General features: G+C 74.5%; 14 protein-coding genes and 1 pseudogene. 4 read left to right on the top strand and 11 right to left on the bottom strand.

Translation table 11 applies throughout. From position 1 onward, the window contains the following. The first annotated feature begins 474 nt into the window (after positions 1–474). The gene (locus KDL28_RS31280; RefSeq protein ID WP_252444337.1) at positions 475–1,014 is read left to right on the top strand and encodes a pyridoxamine 5'-phosphate oxidase family protein; all 540 of its coding nucleotides are present in this window, start codon (positions 475–477) and stop codon (positions 1,012–1,014) included. A 61-nt stretch (positions 1,015–1,075) separates the two neighbouring features. Here the strand turns inward: KDL28_RS31280 and KDL28_RS31275 are convergent. From KDL28_RS31275 to KDL28_RS31260, 4 genes and pseudogenes are all read right to left on the bottom strand, one after another. Continuing rightward, positions 1,076–1,800, bottom strand: a pseudogene (locus KDL28_RS31275) (IS256 family transposase). 148 nt (positions 1,801–1,948) lie between these two features. Then, entirely contained in the window at positions 1,949–4,777 is a 2,829-nt protein-coding gene (locus tag KDL28_RS31270; protein WP_252444336.1) for a vitamin B12-dependent ribonucleotide reductase, read from the bottom strand. Between the two features lie 115 nt (positions 4,778–4,892). After that, entirely contained in the window at positions 4,893–5,354 is a 462-nt protein-coding gene (gene nrdR / locus KDL28_RS31265) for a transcriptional regulator NrdR (protein WP_252444335.1), read from the bottom strand. A 149-nt stretch (positions 5,355–5,503) separates the two neighbouring features. Next, positions 5,504–5,992, bottom strand: a complete 489-nt coding sequence (locus tag KDL28_RS31260) for a hypothetical protein (RefSeq protein WP_252444334.1) — start codon at positions 5,990–5,992, stop codon at positions 5,504–5,506. A 603-nt stretch (positions 5,993–6,595) separates the two neighbouring features. On the opposite strand from KDL28_RS31260, the gene lexA reads away from it, so the two are divergent. Further along, positions 6,596–7,351 (top strand): transcriptional repressor LexA, encoded by a 756-nt coding sequence (gene lexA, locus KDL28_RS31255; protein ID WP_252444333.1) that lies wholly within the window; start codon positions 6,596–6,598, stop codon positions 7,349–7,351. A gap of 48 nt (positions 7,352–7,399) precedes the next feature. Here lexA and KDL28_RS31250 read toward each other — a convergent pair whose 3' ends face one another. The 3 genes from KDL28_RS31250 to KDL28_RS31240 form a co-directional block, all read right to left on the bottom strand. Beyond that, positions 7,400–8,368, bottom strand: a complete 969-nt coding sequence (locus KDL28_RS31250; protein WP_252444332.1) for a WD40 repeat domain-containing protein — start codon at positions 8,366–8,368, stop codon at positions 7,400–7,402. Positions 8,369–8,467: 99 nt separating this feature from the next. Then, the gene (gene hflX, locus KDL28_RS31245; RefSeq protein WP_252444331.1) at positions 8,468–9,928 is read right to left on the bottom strand and encodes a GTPase HflX; all 1,461 of its coding nucleotides are present in this window, start codon (positions 9,926–9,928) and stop codon (positions 8,468–8,470) included. Between the two features lie 8 nt (positions 9,929–9,936). Then, the gene (locus KDL28_RS31240) at positions 9,937–10,482 is read right to left on the bottom strand and encodes an ArsR/SmtB family transcription factor (RefSeq protein ID WP_252444330.1); all 546 of its coding nucleotides are present in this window, start codon (positions 10,480–10,482) and stop codon (positions 9,937–9,939) included. Positions 10,483–10,563: 81 nt separating this feature from the next. On the opposite strand from KDL28_RS31240, the gene KDL28_RS31235 reads away from it, so the two are divergent. Further along, entirely contained in the window at positions 10,564–11,805 is a 1,242-nt protein-coding gene (locus tag KDL28_RS31235) for an MFS transporter (RefSeq protein ID WP_252444329.1), read from the top strand. Between the two features lie 9 nt (positions 11,806–11,814). Here KDL28_RS31235 and dapF read toward each other — a convergent pair whose 3' ends face one another. The 4 genes from dapF to KDL28_RS31215 form a co-directional block, all read right to left on the bottom strand. Further along, the gene (gene dapF / locus KDL28_RS31230; protein ID WP_252444328.1) at positions 11,815–12,639 is read right to left on the bottom strand and encodes a diaminopimelate epimerase; all 825 of its coding nucleotides are present in this window, start codon (positions 12,637–12,639) and stop codon (positions 11,815–11,817) included. Positions 12,640–12,649: 10 nt separating this feature from the next. Further along, positions 12,650–13,612 carry a tRNA (adenosine(37)-N6)-dimethylallyltransferase MiaA gene (miaA, locus tag KDL28_RS31225; protein WP_252444327.1) on the bottom strand — a complete coding sequence of 321 codons (963 nt, stop codon included), beginning with the start codon at positions 13,610–13,612 and terminating at the stop codon, positions 12,650–12,652. Then, the gene (locus KDL28_RS31220; RefSeq protein WP_256503106.1) at positions 13,609–14,331 is read right to left on the bottom strand and encodes a class III extradiol ring-cleavage dioxygenase family protein; all 723 of its coding nucleotides are present in this window, start codon (positions 14,329–14,331) and stop codon (positions 13,609–13,611) included. Before KDL28_RS31220 ends, miaA begins: the two co-directional genes overlap by 4 nt. 409 nt (positions 14,332–14,740) lie before the next feature. After that, positions 14,741–15,109 (bottom strand): hypothetical protein, encoded by a 369-nt coding sequence (locus KDL28_RS31215; RefSeq protein ID WP_252444325.1) that lies wholly within the window; start codon positions 15,107–15,109, stop codon positions 14,741–14,743. 429 nt (positions 15,110–15,538) lie between these two features. Between KDL28_RS31215 and KDL28_RS31210 the strand changes: the two genes are divergently transcribed. Next, positions 15,539–16,855 (top strand): DUF349 domain-containing protein, encoded by a 1,317-nt coding sequence (locus KDL28_RS31210; protein ID WP_252444324.1) that lies wholly within the window; start codon positions 15,539–15,541, stop codon positions 16,853–16,855. Positions 16,856–16,885 lie beyond the last annotated feature (30 nt).

Below are 16,885 nucleotides of genomic sequence, written 5' to 3'. Positions count from 1 at the left end.
CGGTCGCGCGGGCCGGGTACGGGATGATCGCGGCGTGGACGTCGGGGACCTCCCGCGCACCGGGGTGACCCAGCCCCACCTCGACCCGGTTACGGGTCGCCTCGCCCGCGGACCTGGACCGCCCGCTCGTGGCCGAGCACCTGCGCTCCCTCGGCGACGACGAACGGCGCGACGTCGCCCACCACCGGCCGGACCGGGTGGGCGACCTGCTGTTCGACTGGTTCGACTGATCGTCGGCGGACAGGGCGGCCCCCCCCCCCCCCCCCCCGGGGGGGGGGGGGGCGGGGCCCGCGCCGGGGACCGTGCTGGCGCAGCGGACTTGTTCCGACGGTGCTCTGTTCGTCTTCGCGATGTCCGTTCCGGCCGTCCTCGACCCGCTTGAAGATGTCAACCTGCGCTGGCCCCACCGTGACGGTCTGATCCGCGACTGCGCACTGAGCCAGCGCTGTCGGTGGGACCTGATTACCTGACCGAATGTTCGAGACTGCCGTAGAGCTCCACGAGCTCCAAGTCCTCCTCGACACCTCCTTGGCCCGCTCCAGCAGCCACCTCAAGTCGATCGTCCTACCCGGTGAGAGGACCCTGGACGCCGAGCAGGTCGTCCGAGTCTGCCGAGGCATGTGCACTCTGGCCATCGCCACAGTCACCCGGCGCGGCGAGCCACGCATCAGCGGCGCCGACGGGCACCTCCTACACGGCCGTTGGATCATCGGCACCCACCGCCAGGCCGCGAAAGCCCAGCATCTCGCAGCGCGGCCCGGCATCAGCGCGACCTATATGCGAGGCGAGCAGCTCGGCATCTTCACGCACGGACACGCTGTTCCGCTGAACCCCGAGGGGTCCAGCAGCGACCCGGCTTGGCCGACTGTCCGCGACTACCTCGTCAACCACTACGGCGGCGACGGCGACGACCCGTCCTGGGACGAGAGCGTCTGGTATCGCATCACCCCCAGCTGGATGGTCGCCTACAGCTCCGACCCCGTCGGGCTGCTCAACCAACAACCACCAGTCTGAAGAGAGCTCGCGCGGGGTCCACGGGACTGTCGACTGAACGGTGTAACGGCAGCTGACAGGGTTACTTGCGGCCGGCGCTGAGGCGGCCGTCGAAGGCGATGTCGAAGGCGTTCAGGGCGGGTTTCCAGCGCATCATCCAGCGCCGGCGGCCTTGGCCGGTGGGGTCCAGGCTCATGATCGCCATGTAGATGCACTTCAGCGCGGCGTGCTCGTTGGGGAAGTGCCCGCGGGCCTTGACCGCGCGGCGGATCCGGGCGTTGACCGACTCGACGGCGTTGGTCGAGCAGACCACCTTGCGGATCTCGGGGTCGAAGGCCAGGAAGGGCACGAACTCGGCCCAGGCGTTCTCCCACAACCGCACGATCGCCGGGTAGCGGCGCCCCAGGCCTCGACGAACTCCGGGAAGCGCTCCATCGCCGCGGCCTCGGTCGGCGCGGTGTAGACCGGGCGCAGCGCCTTGGCGATGGGGTCCCAGTGCTGGCGGCCTGCGTAGCGGAAGCTGTTGCGCAGCAGGTGCACCACACAGGTTTGGGTGATGGTCTGCGGCCACACCGCCTCGACCGCGTCCGGGAGCCCGCTCAGGCCGTCGCAGACGAGCATGAGCACGTCGTTGACGCCGCGGTTCTTGAGTTCGGTGAGCACGTGCAGCCAGTGCTTGGCGCCCTCGCCGCCGTCACCTCGAACACCGCCGGCGCTGGATCGAGGTGAACCACCCCTTCGGCCAGCACGAGTTGCGCCGCACCAGGAAGATCGACCGCTCGCTCCGTGCGTTGCATCTAACAACATCGTTGAGCTTCGTTCGCCTGGGTCTTGATGTCCCTGGTCGAGAACACGAGGTGGGCGCCGACCAAGGGTCGACGCCCACCTCGACGTGCAGGTCACTCACTTGTGCATGCAGTGCTCAACGTTGCATCGCGTGCAACACGGCCCGGTATCAGCTGCAGCCGCTGGTGGAGCCGCAGCCCTCGCAGACGTAGCAGGAGCCTGCGGGCCGCATCTTGGTGCCGCAGGTCATGCACAGCGGCGCATCGGCCACCTTGCCCAGGTGCAGCTCCAGCAGTTCCGTGGAGCTGCCCACCTCCACCGGGGCGGGCGTGGCCGCCTTCGACGCCGCCGGGACCGCCGCGTCGACGCCGCCGCGCAGCGCCTCCATGTCGACCTCGCCGTAGTTCTCGGCGACCTGCGCGGTGCGCTCGTCGGCGGAGAAGATGCCGAGCTGGACGCGCTTGTCGTAGGGCAGGTGGTCGAGCGCGAGGCGGCGGAACAGGTAGTCCAGCACGCTGGTGGCGATCCGCACGTCCGGGTCGTCGGTCATGCCGGCCGGCTCGAAGCGCAGGTTGGAGAACTTCGAGACGTAGAACTCCAGCGGGATGCCGTACTGCAGGCCCACCGAGATCGACATCGAGAAGGCGTCCATCACGCCGGCCAGCGTGGAGCCCTGCTTGCCGAGCTTGACGAAGATCTCGCCGAGGCCGTCGTCGGGGTAGGAGCCCGCGGTCAGGTAGCCCTCGGCACCGCCCACGGTGAACGAGACGGTCTCGCTCGGGCGCTTCTTCGGCAGCCGGCGACGCACCGGACGGGCCTCCACGACCGGCGCGGCCTCCGTCTCCGCGGCGGGCTTGGCGGACTTGCCCACCGACAGCGGCTGGCCGACCTTGCAGTTGTCGCGGTAGATCGCCAACGCCTTGAGGCCCATCCGCCAGCCGTCGAGGTAGACCTTCTCGACGTCCTCGACGGTGGCCGACTCCGGCATGTTGACCGTCTTGGAGATCGCCCCGGACAGGAACGGCTGCACCGCGCCCATCATCCGGACGTGGCCCATCGGCGCGATGGACCGCTCCCCCATGGCGCAGTCGAACACCTCGTAGTGCTCGGGGCGCAGGCCGGGCGCGTCGATCACGTGGCCGTGCTCGCCGATGAACTCGACGATCGCCTCGATCTGCTCGGCCTGGTAGCCCAGCTTGGCCAGTGCGCGCGGCACGGTCTGGTTGACGATCTGCATGGAGCCGCCGCCGACCAGCTTCTTGAACTTGACCAGGGCCAGGTCGGGCTCGATGCCGGTGGTGTCGCAGTCCATCATCAGGCCGATGGTGCCGGTGGGGGCCAGCACCGAGGCCTGCGCGTTGCGCCAGCCGTTGCGGGTGCCGGTGGCCAGGCCCTCCTGCCAGGCCGCGGTGGCCAGCCGGTTGATGGGGGTGCTGGCCGGCAGGGTGCGCATGGCGTCGTTGGCGGCGGCGTGCTTGCGCATGACCCGCTGGTGGGACTCGGCGTTGCGGGCGTAGCCCTCGTAGGGGCCCACCACGCCGGCGAGCTCGGCGGAGCGCTTGTAGGCCGCGCCGGTCATCAGCGAGGTGATCGCCGCGGCCAGCGCGCGCCCGCCCTCGGAGTCGTAGGCGTGGCCGCTGGCCATCAGCAGGGCGCCCAGGTTGGCGTAGCCGATGCCGAGCTGGCGGAACCTGCGGGTGGTGTCGCCGATCGGCTCGGTCGGGAAGTCGGCGAAGCAGATCGAGATGTCCATCGCGGTGATGATCAGCTCGACGGACTTCTGGAACCGCACGCCGTCGAACGCGCCGTCGGCGCCCAGGAAGGTCAGCAGGTTGAGCGAGGCCAGGTTGCAGCTGGAGTTGTCCAGGTGCATGTACTCCGAGCACGGGTTGGACGCGGAGATGCGGCCGGACTCCGGGCAGGTGTGCCAGTCGTTGATGGTGCCGTCGTACTGGATGCCGGGGTCGGCGCACTCCCACGCGGCCTGCGCGATGGTGCGGAACAGCTTCCTGGCCGAGATCCTCTCGATGACCTCGCCGGTCATGCGGGCGCGCAGCCCGAAGTCGGTGTCCTCCTCGACCGCGTGCATGAAATCGTCGGTGACCCGGACCGAGTTGTTGGCGTTCTGGTACTGCACGGAGGTGATGTCCGAGCCGCCCAGGTCCATGTCGAACCCGGCGTCGCGCAGCACGCGGACCTTGGCCTCCTCCTTGGCCTTGGTGACCACGAACTCCTCGATGTCGGGGTGGTCGACGTCGAGCACGACCATCTTGGCCGCCCGCCGCGTCGCCCCGCCGGACTTGATGGTCCCGGCGCTGGCGTCGGCGCCGCGCATGAACGACACCGGGCCGGAGGCCGTGCCGCCGGAGGACAGCAGCTCCTTCGACGAGCGGATGCGCGACAGGTTCAGGCCGGCGCCGGAGCCGCCCTTGAAGATCAGCCCTTCCTCGCGGTACCAGTTGAGGATCGACTCCATCGTGTCATCCACCGAAAGGATGAAGCACGCGCTCACCTGCTGCGGCGAAGAGGTGCCGACGTTGAACCAGACGGGCGAGTTGAAGCTGAACACCTGGTGCAGCAGCATCCAGGTGAGCTCGTGCTCGAACACCTCGGCGTCGGCCTCGGTGGCGAAGTAGCCGTTCTCCTGCCCGGAGCGGCGGTAGACCCGCACCACCCGGTCGATCAGCTGGCGCAGGCTGGACTCGCGCGTCGAGGAGCCGACGGCCCCGCGGAAGTACTTGCTGGTGACGATGTTGGTGGCGTTGACCGACCAGGAGCTCGGGAACTCCACGCCCCGCTGCTCGAAGTTGACCGTGCCGTCGCGCCAGTTGGTCATGACGACGTCGCGCCGTTCCCAGGTGACCTCGTCGTAGGGGTGCACGCCGGGCGTGGTGTGGATCCGCTCGACGGTCAGGCCGGGCGCCGACGCGGCCTTGGCGGCCTTGGCGGCTTTGCGGCGTCCCGTCGCTGCTGATGCGGGCTCGACGGTCTCGGTCATGGACGTTCCTCTTTTCCTGCTCGGCGGGCTGGGGCCCCGCCGGTACCGCCGCCGCTCTGGGGTGCGGCCGCGGTCGGATCTGGTGGGTGGCGTGGTGCGGTGGAGCCGAGGTTCGTCAGGTGGAGCCGCGGGCGGCGGCGGTGCGCAGGTCGGCGATCTCCTTCTCGAAGTCCTCTATCGAGGAGAACGACCGGTAGACGCTCGCGAAGCGCAGGTACGCCACCTCGTCGAGCTCGCGCAACGGGCCGAGGATGGCCAGCCCGACCTCGTGGCTGGGGATCTCGGCCGTGCCGTTGGTGCGCACCGCCTCCTCCACGCGGTGCGCCAGCTTCTGCAGCGCGTCCTCGTCGACCGGGCGCCCCTGGCAGGCCCGGCGCACCCCGCTGACGACCTTGTCGCGGCTGAACGGCTCAGTCACCCCGCTGCGCTTGAGGACGGCCAGGACCGCCTCCTCGACGGTGGTGAACCGGCGCCCGCACTCCGCGCAGGAGCGCCGACGGCGGGTGGCCTTGCCGTCCTCGACCTCGCGGGAGTCGATGACCCGGCAGTCGGAGTGGCGGCAGAACGGGCAACGCACGAGCGACCCCTCCCCGGAGCAGGGCGTGGACCACGGGGACCCGCGCCTGACGAACAAGGCGAGTCTAACCACAACATGTAGGGGTGGGGAAAGCCGGAGCCCCCATCTGTGCGATGTGCAGCGCCGAACGGCGCGCCGCGCGCGGACCGTCAGCCGACGGTCACGCGCAGCACCTGACCCGGCTGCACCCGCACCGAGGACAGCTCGTTGTCGACGATGATCCGCTCGGCGAGCGCGCCCAGCTCGGGGCCGGTGGCCGACGGGAGGACGGCCTGCGCGACCTCCCAGACGGTCTTCTCCGGGCCGACGGTGACCGTGATGTCCGCCGGGGCCCCGGACCGCGGGGTGGCGGCGAACTGCTGCGCGGCGGTGGCCGGAGCGGGCGCCCCGCCCCTTGACTCGGCGACCGCGCCCGCCAGCAGCCCGAACAGCACCACGACGGTGGCGGTGGCGGTGGCCAGTGCGAGCGCGGCCAGGAGCCGCTGTGCCCGCGGGACGATCGGGGACAGCGGGAGGGCCCGGCGGGCGAGGACCCGCTGCTCGGCCCGACGGGGCGCGCCCAGCAGCGACGAGCCCAGCAGGGCCAGCGCCGAGGACTTCCGCACGACCGGGGGCGAGGAGGGTCGGGCCGGCTGCACGGGGCGCACCCCGACGGGCACGACCCCGGGGCGCGCCGGCCAGGGCCCCCTGGGCACCCGCCGCCCGCCCAGGCCGGACCGTCGTATCCGCGATGGCTGTTCGGTGATGTCGTGACCGCGCATCTGGCCGCCTCCGCCTCTCCCGTTCACCGTGCGATCCAAACAGGTGTTCGAATGAACGTCGGACGATGTCTACCACCGCGCACCGACAGAATCGAGAATCGCGGGCGTGTCGTTCGAACATGCGTTTGGCGACAGCGCCGATCGGGGCTACCGTCGTACCGACGGCGGTAGCACCCGCACACCGGCGGTGACGGCCACGGAGTCCACCGTGGACCGAACTCCCCGGCCGCGCATCGGGCTCCGACGACACCTGCCACACCGGGACAACGACCACGCCGGCGCAGCGACACGGTCACGACACGGTCACGTCTGCCGCCGTCGGGGCGACGTCCCGGCACCCGCCGTGACGACGGGAGCCCAACCGACAGCACCGCAGGACAGCGACGCAGCCACAGCACAGCAGGACAGCAGGACAGCACGGCACGACAGCACGACCCCTCCGGGACAGCCGTCCCGGTCGACACGAGGAGGCCAGAACACATGGCACGGGACGAGCCCGGCCCGGGTCCCGGCGACGACGCCGGTCCCACACCGGCGGCGAAGCCGGCCCCCGCCCGCACCGCGCAGGTCAGCGCGTTCCCCGACCCGCAGGTCGGACCGGCCGGGCTGACGCCGCGGCAGCGCAAGGTGCTCGACGTCATCCGCGACTGGGTGGACCGCTTCGGCTACCCGCCGAGCGTCCGCGAGATCGGCGACGCCGTCGGGCTGACCTCCACCTCATCGGTGCACCACCAGCTGCGGACCCTCGAGCGCAAGGGCTACCTGCGCCGCGACCCGAACCGCACCCGTGCGGTCGACGTGCGCGCCCCCGAGGACGACAGCGCCCCCGCCGCTGCGCCCGACGCGCTCGACGGCCGTCCGGCCCCGGCGTTCGTGCCGCTGCTGGGCGACATCGCCGCCGGTGGTCCGATCCTGGCCGAGCAGGCCGTGCAGGACGTCTTCCCGCTGCCCAGGGAGATCGTCGGCGAGGGCGAGCTGTTCCTGCTCAACGTCCGCGGCGACTCGATGGTCGAGGCCGCGATCACCGACGGCGACTGGGTCGTGGTCCGCCAGCAGCCGGTCGCCGAGAACGGCGAGATCGTGGCCGCGATGATCGACGGCGAGGCCACGGTGAAGACGTTCAAGCGCCGCGACGGGCACAACTGGCTGATGCCGGCCAACCCCGCCTACGACCCGATCCCCGGCGACGACGCCACCATCCTCGGGCGGGTCGTGGCGGTGCTGCGCCGGCTCTGATCGGTTCCGGCGGGTCACGACCCCAGCGCTCGACCTGCCCCGGTCCCGTCAGCGACGGCGCCGGGGCAGGCTCATCGCGACGATCCCCGCGAGCAGCACGCCCACCACGACGGCGCCCCCGAGCGCGGCCGGCAGGCCCGGCGAGGGCACCCCGTCGTCCTCCTCCGCGACGACGTCCGGAGCGGGGTCGGGGGTGGGCGCAGGCGCGGGCGCAGTTCCGCGTGGGGGCGGCACGGCCGCCGCCAGCCCGGCCGCTCCCACGACCACCCGGATCTCGCCGGGCTCCCCGTCGCGGGTCTCGGATCCGGAGACGAGGTCACCCGCCGGGGTGAAGGCGATGGCCTCGCCCTGCGGCTCGCCCGGCAGCGGGACCTGCACCGGCGCCCCGGTCCCGAGCAGTGCGGCCACCGGGTCGCCGTCGGGGGCGGGGTAGAGCCAGGCGTCGGTGTAGCTGCGCAGCGCGACCACGCGGCCGTCGGCGCTGGCGGCGGCCCCGGTCACGGTGCGCGAGCCCAAGCCGCCGATCGGACCGCCCTGCGTCGACGACGGCGGCAGCGCGATGGTCCCCACCAGCTCCAGCGGGGTCGGGCCGACGCCGTCGGGCGGCGCCGCGGTGCGGTAGACGCCCGCCGAGCCGACCTGCTTGGTCACCACGACCGGTCGGCCCTGCGGGTCGACCAGCAGCGCCTCGGCGTCGTGCGGGCCGTCGGGGTAGCTGAGCCGGTGCAGCCGCGCCTCGCCGTCGGCCGGCACGACGATCACCGCCACGGTGTCGCGGCGGCGGGCGTTGTCGCCGGTGTCGGCCACCCAGACGGCGCCGTCGGGACCGCGGGCCAGGTCCTCGGCGTCGTAGGGGTCGACGTCGACCGTGCGCGTGTCGGTGATGGCGCAGTCGTCGCCGGCGAGGGCGTCACCGAGGAGGTGCAGCTCCACCCGGCGACCGCTGTCGGCCACGGCGACGACGCCGGCCCCGTCGACGACCATCCCGGACAGCTCGCCGAGGTCGTCGTCGGTCACGGCGCAGTGCGCCCGCGGAGCCGGTGCGGCCACCGCGACCGGTGGGGTGGCGAGCGCCACCGCACCGGCCAGCAGGAGTTCGATCAGTTCCGGCCCCGGTCAGCGCGGGCCGGTGGTCCCGGGCCCCCCGGCCAGCGCGTAGGGCAGCACGACCGAGGCCAGCTCGGCGCCCACGCGCACGTGCATGCGGGTGCCTTCCGGGGTGTGCTCCTCGGAGACCACCTCGCCCTCGGAGTGCACGCGGGCCACGAGCGACCCCTCGGCGTAGGGCACCAGCAGCTCGACGTCGACCTCGGGCCGCGGCAGCAGCTCGGCGATGCGGGCGCGGAGCTTGTCGATGCCCTCGCCGCCCCGCGCGGAGACGAACACCGCGTCGGGCAGCAGGTGGCGCAGCCGGGCGAGCTGCAGGTCGCCCGCTGCGTCGGTCTTGTTGACCACCAGCAGCTCGCGGGGCATGGTGCCGTCGCGGTTCTCGCCGATCTCCACCAGGACCTGGCGGACCGCCTTGATCTGCTCCTCGGGCAGCGCGTCGGAGGCGTCGACCACGTGCACCAGCAGGTCGGCGTCGGCGGTCTCCTCCAGGGTGGAGCGGAACGCCTCGACGAGCTGGTGGGGCAGGTGCCGGACGAAGCCGACGGTGTCGGTGAGGGTGTAGGTGCGCCCGTCGACGGTGTTGGCCCGGCGGGTCGTCGGATCGAGGGTGGCGAAGAGCGCGTCCTCGACCAGGACCCCGGCGCCGGTCAGCGCGTTGAGCAGGCTCGACTTGCCGGCGTTGGTGTAGCCGACGATGGCCACCGACGGCACGTCGTGGCGGCGCCGCTCGCCGCGCTGGGTCTCGCGGACCTGGCGCATGGCGGCGATCTCGCGGCGCAGCTTGGACATCCGGCTGCGGATGCGCCGCCGGTCGAGCTCGATCTTGGTCTCACCGGGGCCGCGACCACCGATGCCGACGCCGCCCGCGGCCCGGCCACCGACCTGGCGCGAGAGCGCTTCGCCCCAGCCGCGCAGGCGGGGCAGCAGGTAGGACAGCTGGGCCAGCTCGACCTGCGCCTTGCCGTCCCGCGAGCGGGCGTGCTGGGCGAAGATGTCCAGGATCAGCGCGGTCCGGTCGATCACCTTGACCTTGAGCTTGTCCTCCAGCTGGCGCAGCTGGCCGGGCGAGAGCTCGCCGTCGCAGATGACGGTGTCGGCGCCGGCATCCTGCACGGCGTCGCGCAGCTCGTCGACCTTGCCGGTGCCGATGTAGGTGGCCGGGTCGGGGCGCGGGCGGCGCTGGATCAGGCCGTCGAGCACCTGGGAGCCCGCCGTCTCGGCGAGGCGGGCCAGCTCGGCCAGCGAGGCGCGGGCCTGCTCGGCGCTGCCCTCGGTCCAGACGCCGACCAGGACCACGCGCTCCAGGCGCAGCTGCCGGTACTCGACCTCGGTGACGTCGGTGAGCTCGGTGGACAGTCCGGCCACGCGGCGCAGCGAGCTGCGCTCCTCGAGCTCGTAGTCGCCCCGGGTCTCGCGGGACGTCGCGCGGGAGGCCGGGTTCGGGGTGGACAGGGCGGGTTCAGTCATCGTGGAAGTCATGCTCCCATGTCAACGCCGTCGCTGTCCGTTCTGTTTCCGCCGGGGTACACCGAAAGGTATATCGCGACGGGCTCCGCCCCGGCGTCGACCGGCAGGGCGGCGTAGCGCTGCACCACCGCGTCGAGCTCGGCCCGCAGCGACTGGACCTCGGTCGGGCGCAGCTGCACGACCAGCCGGGTCTGCTCCAGTGCGGTGACGCCGACCTCGGTGACCTCGTCCAGGTAGGCCCGGAGCACGGCCTCGGCCAGGACCGGGTCGGCCCCGGCACCTTCGAGCCGCCAGGACAGGCCGGTGGACCGATAGGGGATCTCCTTGGCCCCGCGGGTGCCGCGGCGGGCGGGCAGCGGCTCGAGGAAGCCGTGCCGGACGAGCTTGCGCACGTGGTGCAGGGTGGTCGCGGGGTCGCGGCCGAGCAGCTCGGCGATGCGGGCGTTGGTCAGCGGCTCGGCCCGGGTCATCCGGATGATCCGCAGCCGGACCGACGAGGCCAGCGCGGCGATCTCGGCCTCGGTGGCGGGACGGCGCCCCGGTGCGGCGGACATGGCGACAGCGTAGATGTGCAGCGCTGTTCGCCCACGGCGAAGTGATTGACAGTTTCCAATCACTTCCCCCACCATGGGTCGATGGCACCCGGGCGGACGACGCTGTGGCGGCACCACGACTTCCTCAAGCTGTGGGCCGGGGAGACGGTCAGCCACGTCGGCACGATGGTCGGCCAGCTCGCCGTGCCGCTACTGGCCGCGACGGCCCTGGGCGCGACGCCCTGGGAGATGGGCCTGCTCACCGCGGCCAGCACGGCGGCGTTCCTGCTGGTCGGGCTGCACGCCGGGGCGCTGCTCGACCGAGTGCGCAGGCGCCCGGTGATGATCGCCGCCGACCTGGTCCGGTTCGCGCTGTTCGGATCGGTCCCACTGGCCTGGTGGCTCGGCCTGCTCAGCTTCGGGCAGCTGCTGGTGGTCAGCCTGCTGGCCGGGGTGGCCACGGTGTTCTTCGACGTGGCCTACCAGTCGGTGCTGCCCTCGGTCGTCGGGCGCGAGGGACTCGTGGAGGGCAACACCAAGCTGGAGTCGACGCGCGCCGCGGCCGCCGCGGCCGGGCCCGCGATGGGCGGCGGGCTGGTCCAGCTGGTGGGCGCGGCGGGCGCCGTCCTGCTGGACGCGGTGAGCTTCCTGGTCTCGGCGGCCGCGCTGGCCCGGATGCGCGGGCGCGAGGAGGTGCCGGAGCGCTCGGGCCGGTCGCTGCGCGCCGAGATCGGCGAGGGCCTGCGCTACGTGCTGGGCCACCGGCTGCTACGGGCCATCACCGCCTGCACCGGCACGGCGAACCTCTTCGCCGCCACGCTGATGTCCGTGCAGGTGCTCTACCTGGCGATCGAGCTCGAGCTGCCGGCCGCGGCGGTGGGGCTGGTGCTGTCCGCGGCGGGCGTGGCCGGGGCGGCCGGGGCGGTCACCGCGGGCTGGTGGATCCGCCGGTTCGGGCAGGGCCGGGTGGTGGTCGGTGCGCTGCTGGTCACCGGGCCGTTCCTGCTGCTGGTGACGACCGGGTCGCCGGTGTGGTTCGCGGTCGGGCTCGCCGCGGAGTCCTACGGCGCCGTGCTCTACAACGTCGCCCAGGTCAGCTTCCGCCAGTCGATCTGCCCCGACCGGCTGCTGGGCCGGATGAACGCCAGCATCCGGTTCCTGGTCTGGGGCACCATCCCGCTGGGCGGGCTGCTCGGCGGCGCACTGGGTGAGCTGCTCGGGCTGCGGGCGACGCTGCTGGTCGCGGCCGTCGGCACCATGCTCGCCCCGCTGTGGCTGCTGCTCTCGCCGCTGCGGCGGCTGCGCGACCTGCCGACCGCGGACCGGGCCGCCACCCCGTCCTGAGCGGGCGCCTCAGCCGGCGGCCGCCCACCAGTCCGGGGCCAGCTCGCCGTGCGCCACCAGCACCGCGGGGCCGTGCAGGACGGTGGTGCCCCCCTCGACGGTCACCCGCAGCCGTCCGCCGGGGGTCCGCACAGCCAGCGTCCCGGTCTCGCGGCCGGCGTGGCGCAGCGCGGCCACCACCGCCGCCACCGTGCCGGTCCCGCACGAGCGCGTCTCCCCCACCCCGCGCTCGTGCACCCGCATGGCCACCTCGCCCCCCTCGACCGGGGAGACGAACTCGACGTTCACCCCGTGCGGGAACAGCGACGGGTCGTGGCCGGGCGGGCGGCTCAGGTCGAGCGCGTCGATGGCCGCCTCCGTGACGCAGGCCAGGTGGGGGTTGCCGACGTCGACGGCGATGCCCGGGAAGGCCTCCCCCTCGACGCTGGCCGTGCCGGCCTCGCCGACCACGGCCGGCCCCATGTCGACCGAGACCTCGGCGCCGTCGAGCACGACGCTGCGCACCCCGCCGCGGGTGCCGATGGGCACCGCGCCGCCGCCGAGCCAGCCCTCGTGGGCGAGGTAGCGGGCGAACACCCGCATGCCGTTGCCGCACATCTCCGCCGCGCTGCCGTCGGCGTTGCGGTAGTCCATGAACCACTCGACGCCCGGGTCGGCGGCGGGGCCGTCGCCGAGCTTCGCCCAGCGCACCACCCGCAGCACGCCGTCGGCGCCCAGCCCACGTCGGCGATCGCACAGGGCGACCACCCTGGCCGGGGTCAGGTCGAGCTCACCATCGGGGTCGGGGAGCACCACGAAGTCGTTCTCGGTGCCGTGTCCCTTGCTGAACCGCACGTCAACGAGCCTACGGGGCGGCACGGACCGGCTCGCGGCCCGCCGCGGCGCCCAGGTGGCGCAGCGCCCGCTCCGCCAGGTCGGGGGCCGCGCCGTCGAGCCAGTGGATGCGCTTGTCGCGGCGGAACCACGAGCGCTGGCGGCGGACGAACCGGCGGGTGGCCAGCACCGTCGCCGCGGCGGCCCCGCACAGGTCGGTCCCCGCATCGGCCCCGGTACCGGCGCCGAGGGCGGCGAGCACCTGCTGGTAGCCCAGCGCGCGGGAGGCGGTCGGGCCCGCGCGCAGCCCGGGCAGCAGCGTTCTCGTCTCGTCGACGAGCCCGGCGGCGAACATCCGGGCCACCCGCCTGCCGATCCGCGCGTCCAGCTCGGCGGTGTCGCGGTCGACGCCCAGCAGCACGGCGCCGTAGCGCGGCACGCCGTCGGTGCGCAGCCGGGCCGGGAACGGCCGCCCGGTCAGCGCCACGACCTCCAGCGCGCGGACGATCCGGCGGCCGTTCGAGGCCAGCACGACCCGGGCCGCGGCCGGGTCGACCTCGGCGAGGCGGGCGTGCAGGGCCTGCGGGCCCAGCCGATCGAGCTCGGCCTCCAGCTCGGCGCGCAATCCCGGGTCGGTGCCGGGGAACTCCAGCTCGTCCAGCACCGCCTGCACGTACAGGCCCGAGCCGCCGGCCAGCACCGGGGTGCGCCCCGCGGCGATCAGCTCCTCGACGATCGCGCGCGCGTCGCGCTGGTAGGCGGCCACCGAGGCGGTGTCGGTGACGTCGAGGACGTCGAGGAGGTGGTGGGGCACCCCGGCCCGCTCGGTGGCGGTGAGCTTGGCCGTGCCGACGTCGAGCCCGCGGTAGAGCTGCATCGCGTCGGCGTTGACGACCTCGCCGCCCAGCTCGCGGGCCAGCGCCACGGCCAGGTCGGACTTGCCGGTGGCGGTCGGGCCCACGACGGCCACCAGGCCGGGCCCCGCCCCGGTCATCGCGGCGTCCACACGGCCACGTGGTAGGCCACCCCGAACGGCGCCGAGGAGTGCAGCAGCTCGCCGCGCCACTCCCGGCCGGCGGCCGCCGCGGCCAGCACGCGCCAGGGCGCCCGCCCAGCGACCACGAGCGCCGCGGCGAGGTCCGCGTCGAGCGCGGCGAGGGCCGGGCCGTCCGCGTCGCGCAGCGCGACCGACACGGCGGTGTCGAACGGCGCGGCCCGCGCGTCGAAGTGGCCGGGGGCGCGCTCGGTGTGCGCGGCGGCGCCGTCGCCGAGCACCAGCAGCCCGACCGGTCCCGGGTCGGCGGTGCACTCCCGGGCCAGGTCGGCGCCCAGCGCGGCGCAGGCCGCCCGCGGCTCGTCGGGGGCGACCAGCTCCCCCCGGATCGACACCCGCGCCCCGGCCCGCTCGGCCACCCAGCCGGCCACCAGCAGCGGCAGCGGCAGCCGCGGGTCGACCGGGCCGTCCCGCCCCGCCCCGGTGGTGTCCAACCCGGCGACGACGTCCACGCCGTACCCGATGAAGCTGCCCCACGCCGACGGCGGCACGGTCCGGCGCCCGCCGGGATCGGCGCCGACCGCGATCCAGCGCGGCGCGGCCGCGGCCAGCCGGGCGCCCGCCGCGAGGCAGGACGCCCGCAGCTCGGCCGTCTCCGCGGCGGCGCCGGTGGCCAGCTCCGGCACCAGCAGCGGCGGCTCCGGGAGCACCGCGACCATCGACAGCACCGCCGCAGGCTAGACGAGCGGATCGGGGACGGGCCGCCCGGCGCCGACCTTCACCCGATCCACGGCTGGGCACGTCCCGACGGCCGTCCGGACGCTCCCGGTGATCACCCACCGCCCGATCGTGACAGCACCCTCACCCACCGCCACCGGAACGGGGTGCCGCCGCCTCGACGCCGCGTGGCCGTCCGTGGGGCACCCCGCACCGCGACTCGCCGATCGGGACCGGCCGTTGGGCTGCGTCGACCCCGTCAGGCGGGTGCCCGGAGGCCGTGTCACCTGCTTGAATCGCCTGCACGGCCACCGGCGCGGACGACCGGCGGAGCCGACGTGCACGGCCCCGGCCTCCCGACCGGGGCGCCCACCCAGGTGGGCCGAACGGAAAGGACCGAACGGTGTCGGATCAGCGGCTCACCGAGCAACCCGCAACGGGGCAGGACGCCAGCCAGGACACCACCGCGGCGGGCGGGAACGCCGACAGCAGCACCCCGCCGGACGGCGCGGGCGCCGGCGACGGGGCCCCCGCCGTCGAGGACGCGCCGACGGGCGCCGAGGCACCGGCCGCCGCCGGCTCGGTCGCGGGTTCGCCCGCCGCCGTCGCCGCCGCGGAGCCGCCCGCGATCCCGCGGGCCGACGCGGACGTCACCCCCCGCGAGGAGCCGGCCGCGGTCGCCGCGACCGGCGCCGCGGACACCCCGACCGACGACCCGACCGACGACCCGGCCGACGACCCGGCCACCCCCACGGCCGCCACGACCGATGCCGCGGACACAGCCGGCGACCCGGCCGCTGAGCCGGCCACCGACACGCCCGCCGACACGCCCGCCGACACGCCCGCCGACACAGCCGCGGACACAGCCGGCGACGCGGCCGCGGACACAGCCGCCCCCACGGCCGCGGACACAGCCGCCGACACGGCTGGTGACACGGCTGGTGACACGGCTGGTGACACGGCTGGTGACACGGCTGGTGACACGGCCGTCGACCCGGTGGACCTCGCCGCGGCCGCCGAGCCGACCGGCCCGGCCGCTCCCGGCTCGCCGATGGGGTCGCCCGCCGCGAGCGGCGCCCCCACCCCGGCCGAGCAGCCGTCCGCGCCCGCCCGGGCGCCCCTCCCGGCCCCGCCCCGACCCGCGCCGCCGCGGCCCGGTCCGCCCCCGGCGGGTTCCCGCCCGGGCGGTGGCCCGCGGCCCGGCCCCGTGTGCCGCCCCGGCCGGGTGGCCCGGGTCGGCCCCCGCGCCCGGCCGCGGCGCCCGCCGCTGCGGCGGAGCCGCTCGCCCCGCTGCCCTCGCCCGTGCCCGCGGCGGAGTCCGACCCGAGCCGCTGGGGCCGGGTCGACGAGGACGGCACCGTCCACCTGGTCACGCCCGACGGCGACCGGGCCGTCGGCTCCTGGCAGGCCGGCGAGCCCGCCGAGGGGTTGGCGCACTTCGCCCGCCGCTTCGACGACCTGCGCGCCGAGGCCGAGCTGCTGGCCGCGCGCGTCGCCGGCGGCGGCGACCCGAAGCAGACGCTGAGCAGCGCCAAGGCCCTGCGCGACGGGCTGGACGAGGCCGCCGTCGTCGGCGACGTCGCCGGTCTGCGCGCCCGACTCGACGAGATCGTGGCCGGTGCGGAGGCGGCCGTCGAGGCCGCCCGCTCCGCCCGCGACGCCCAGCGCGCGGCCGCGGTCGCCCGCAAGGAGGCGCTGGCCGCCGAGGCCGAGGAGCTGGCGGGCGAGGCCACCCAGTGGAAGCAGGCGGGCGACCGGTTCAAGGCGATCCTGGAGGAGTGGCGCACCATCCGCGGCATCGACCGCAAGGTCGACGAGCAGCTGTGGAAGCGGTTCTCCCGGGCCCGCGAGGCGTTCAACCGCCGCCGCGGCTCGCACTTCGCCGACCTCGACCGCCAGCGCGCCGGGGCCAAGGCCTACAAGCAGGAGCTGGTGGACGAGGCCGAGAAGCTGGTCTCCTCCGACGACTGGGGCCCCACCGCGGCCCGCTTCCGCGACCTGATGGCCGAGTGGAAGGCGGCGGGGCGGGCCCAGAAGGACGCCGACGACGCGCTGTGGCAGCGGTTCCGCACCGCGCAGGACACGTTCTTCCACCGCCGTTCCGAGGTGTTCGCCGAGCGCGACGCCGAGTTCGCGGCCAACGCCGAGGCCAAGAAGGCGCTGCTGGTCGAGGCGGAGAGGATCGACGTGTCCGACCCGACGGCCGCCCGGGCGGCACTGCGGATGGTCCAGGAGCGCTGGGAGGAGATCGGCAAGGTCCCGCGCGACGACATCCGCCCGCTGGAGTCCCGGCTGCGCGCCGTCGAGGAGCGGGTGCGCGAGGCCGCCGACCGCCAGTGGCGGCGCACCGACCCGGAGGCCGAGGCCCGGGTGGCCCAGTTCCGCGAGCGGGTCGCCCAGTTCGAGGCGCAGGCCGAGAAGGCCCGCACGGCGGGCGACCGCAGGCGCGCCGAGCAGGCCGAGGCGCAGGCCGCCACCTGGCGGGAGTGGCTGGCCACCGCCGAGCAGGCGGTCCAGCACCGCTGAGCACGTCGTGAGCGCGTATCCCGGTCGGGA

This window comes from Pseudonocardia humida, from assembly GCF_023898865.1.
Classification (GTDB): domain Bacteria; phylum Actinomycetota; class Actinomycetes; order Mycobacteriales; family Pseudonocardiaceae; genus Pseudonocardia; species Pseudonocardia humida.
The sequence above is the reverse complement of the archived record's forward strand: the minus strand, read 5'-3'. Positions and strand labels throughout refer to the sequence as shown.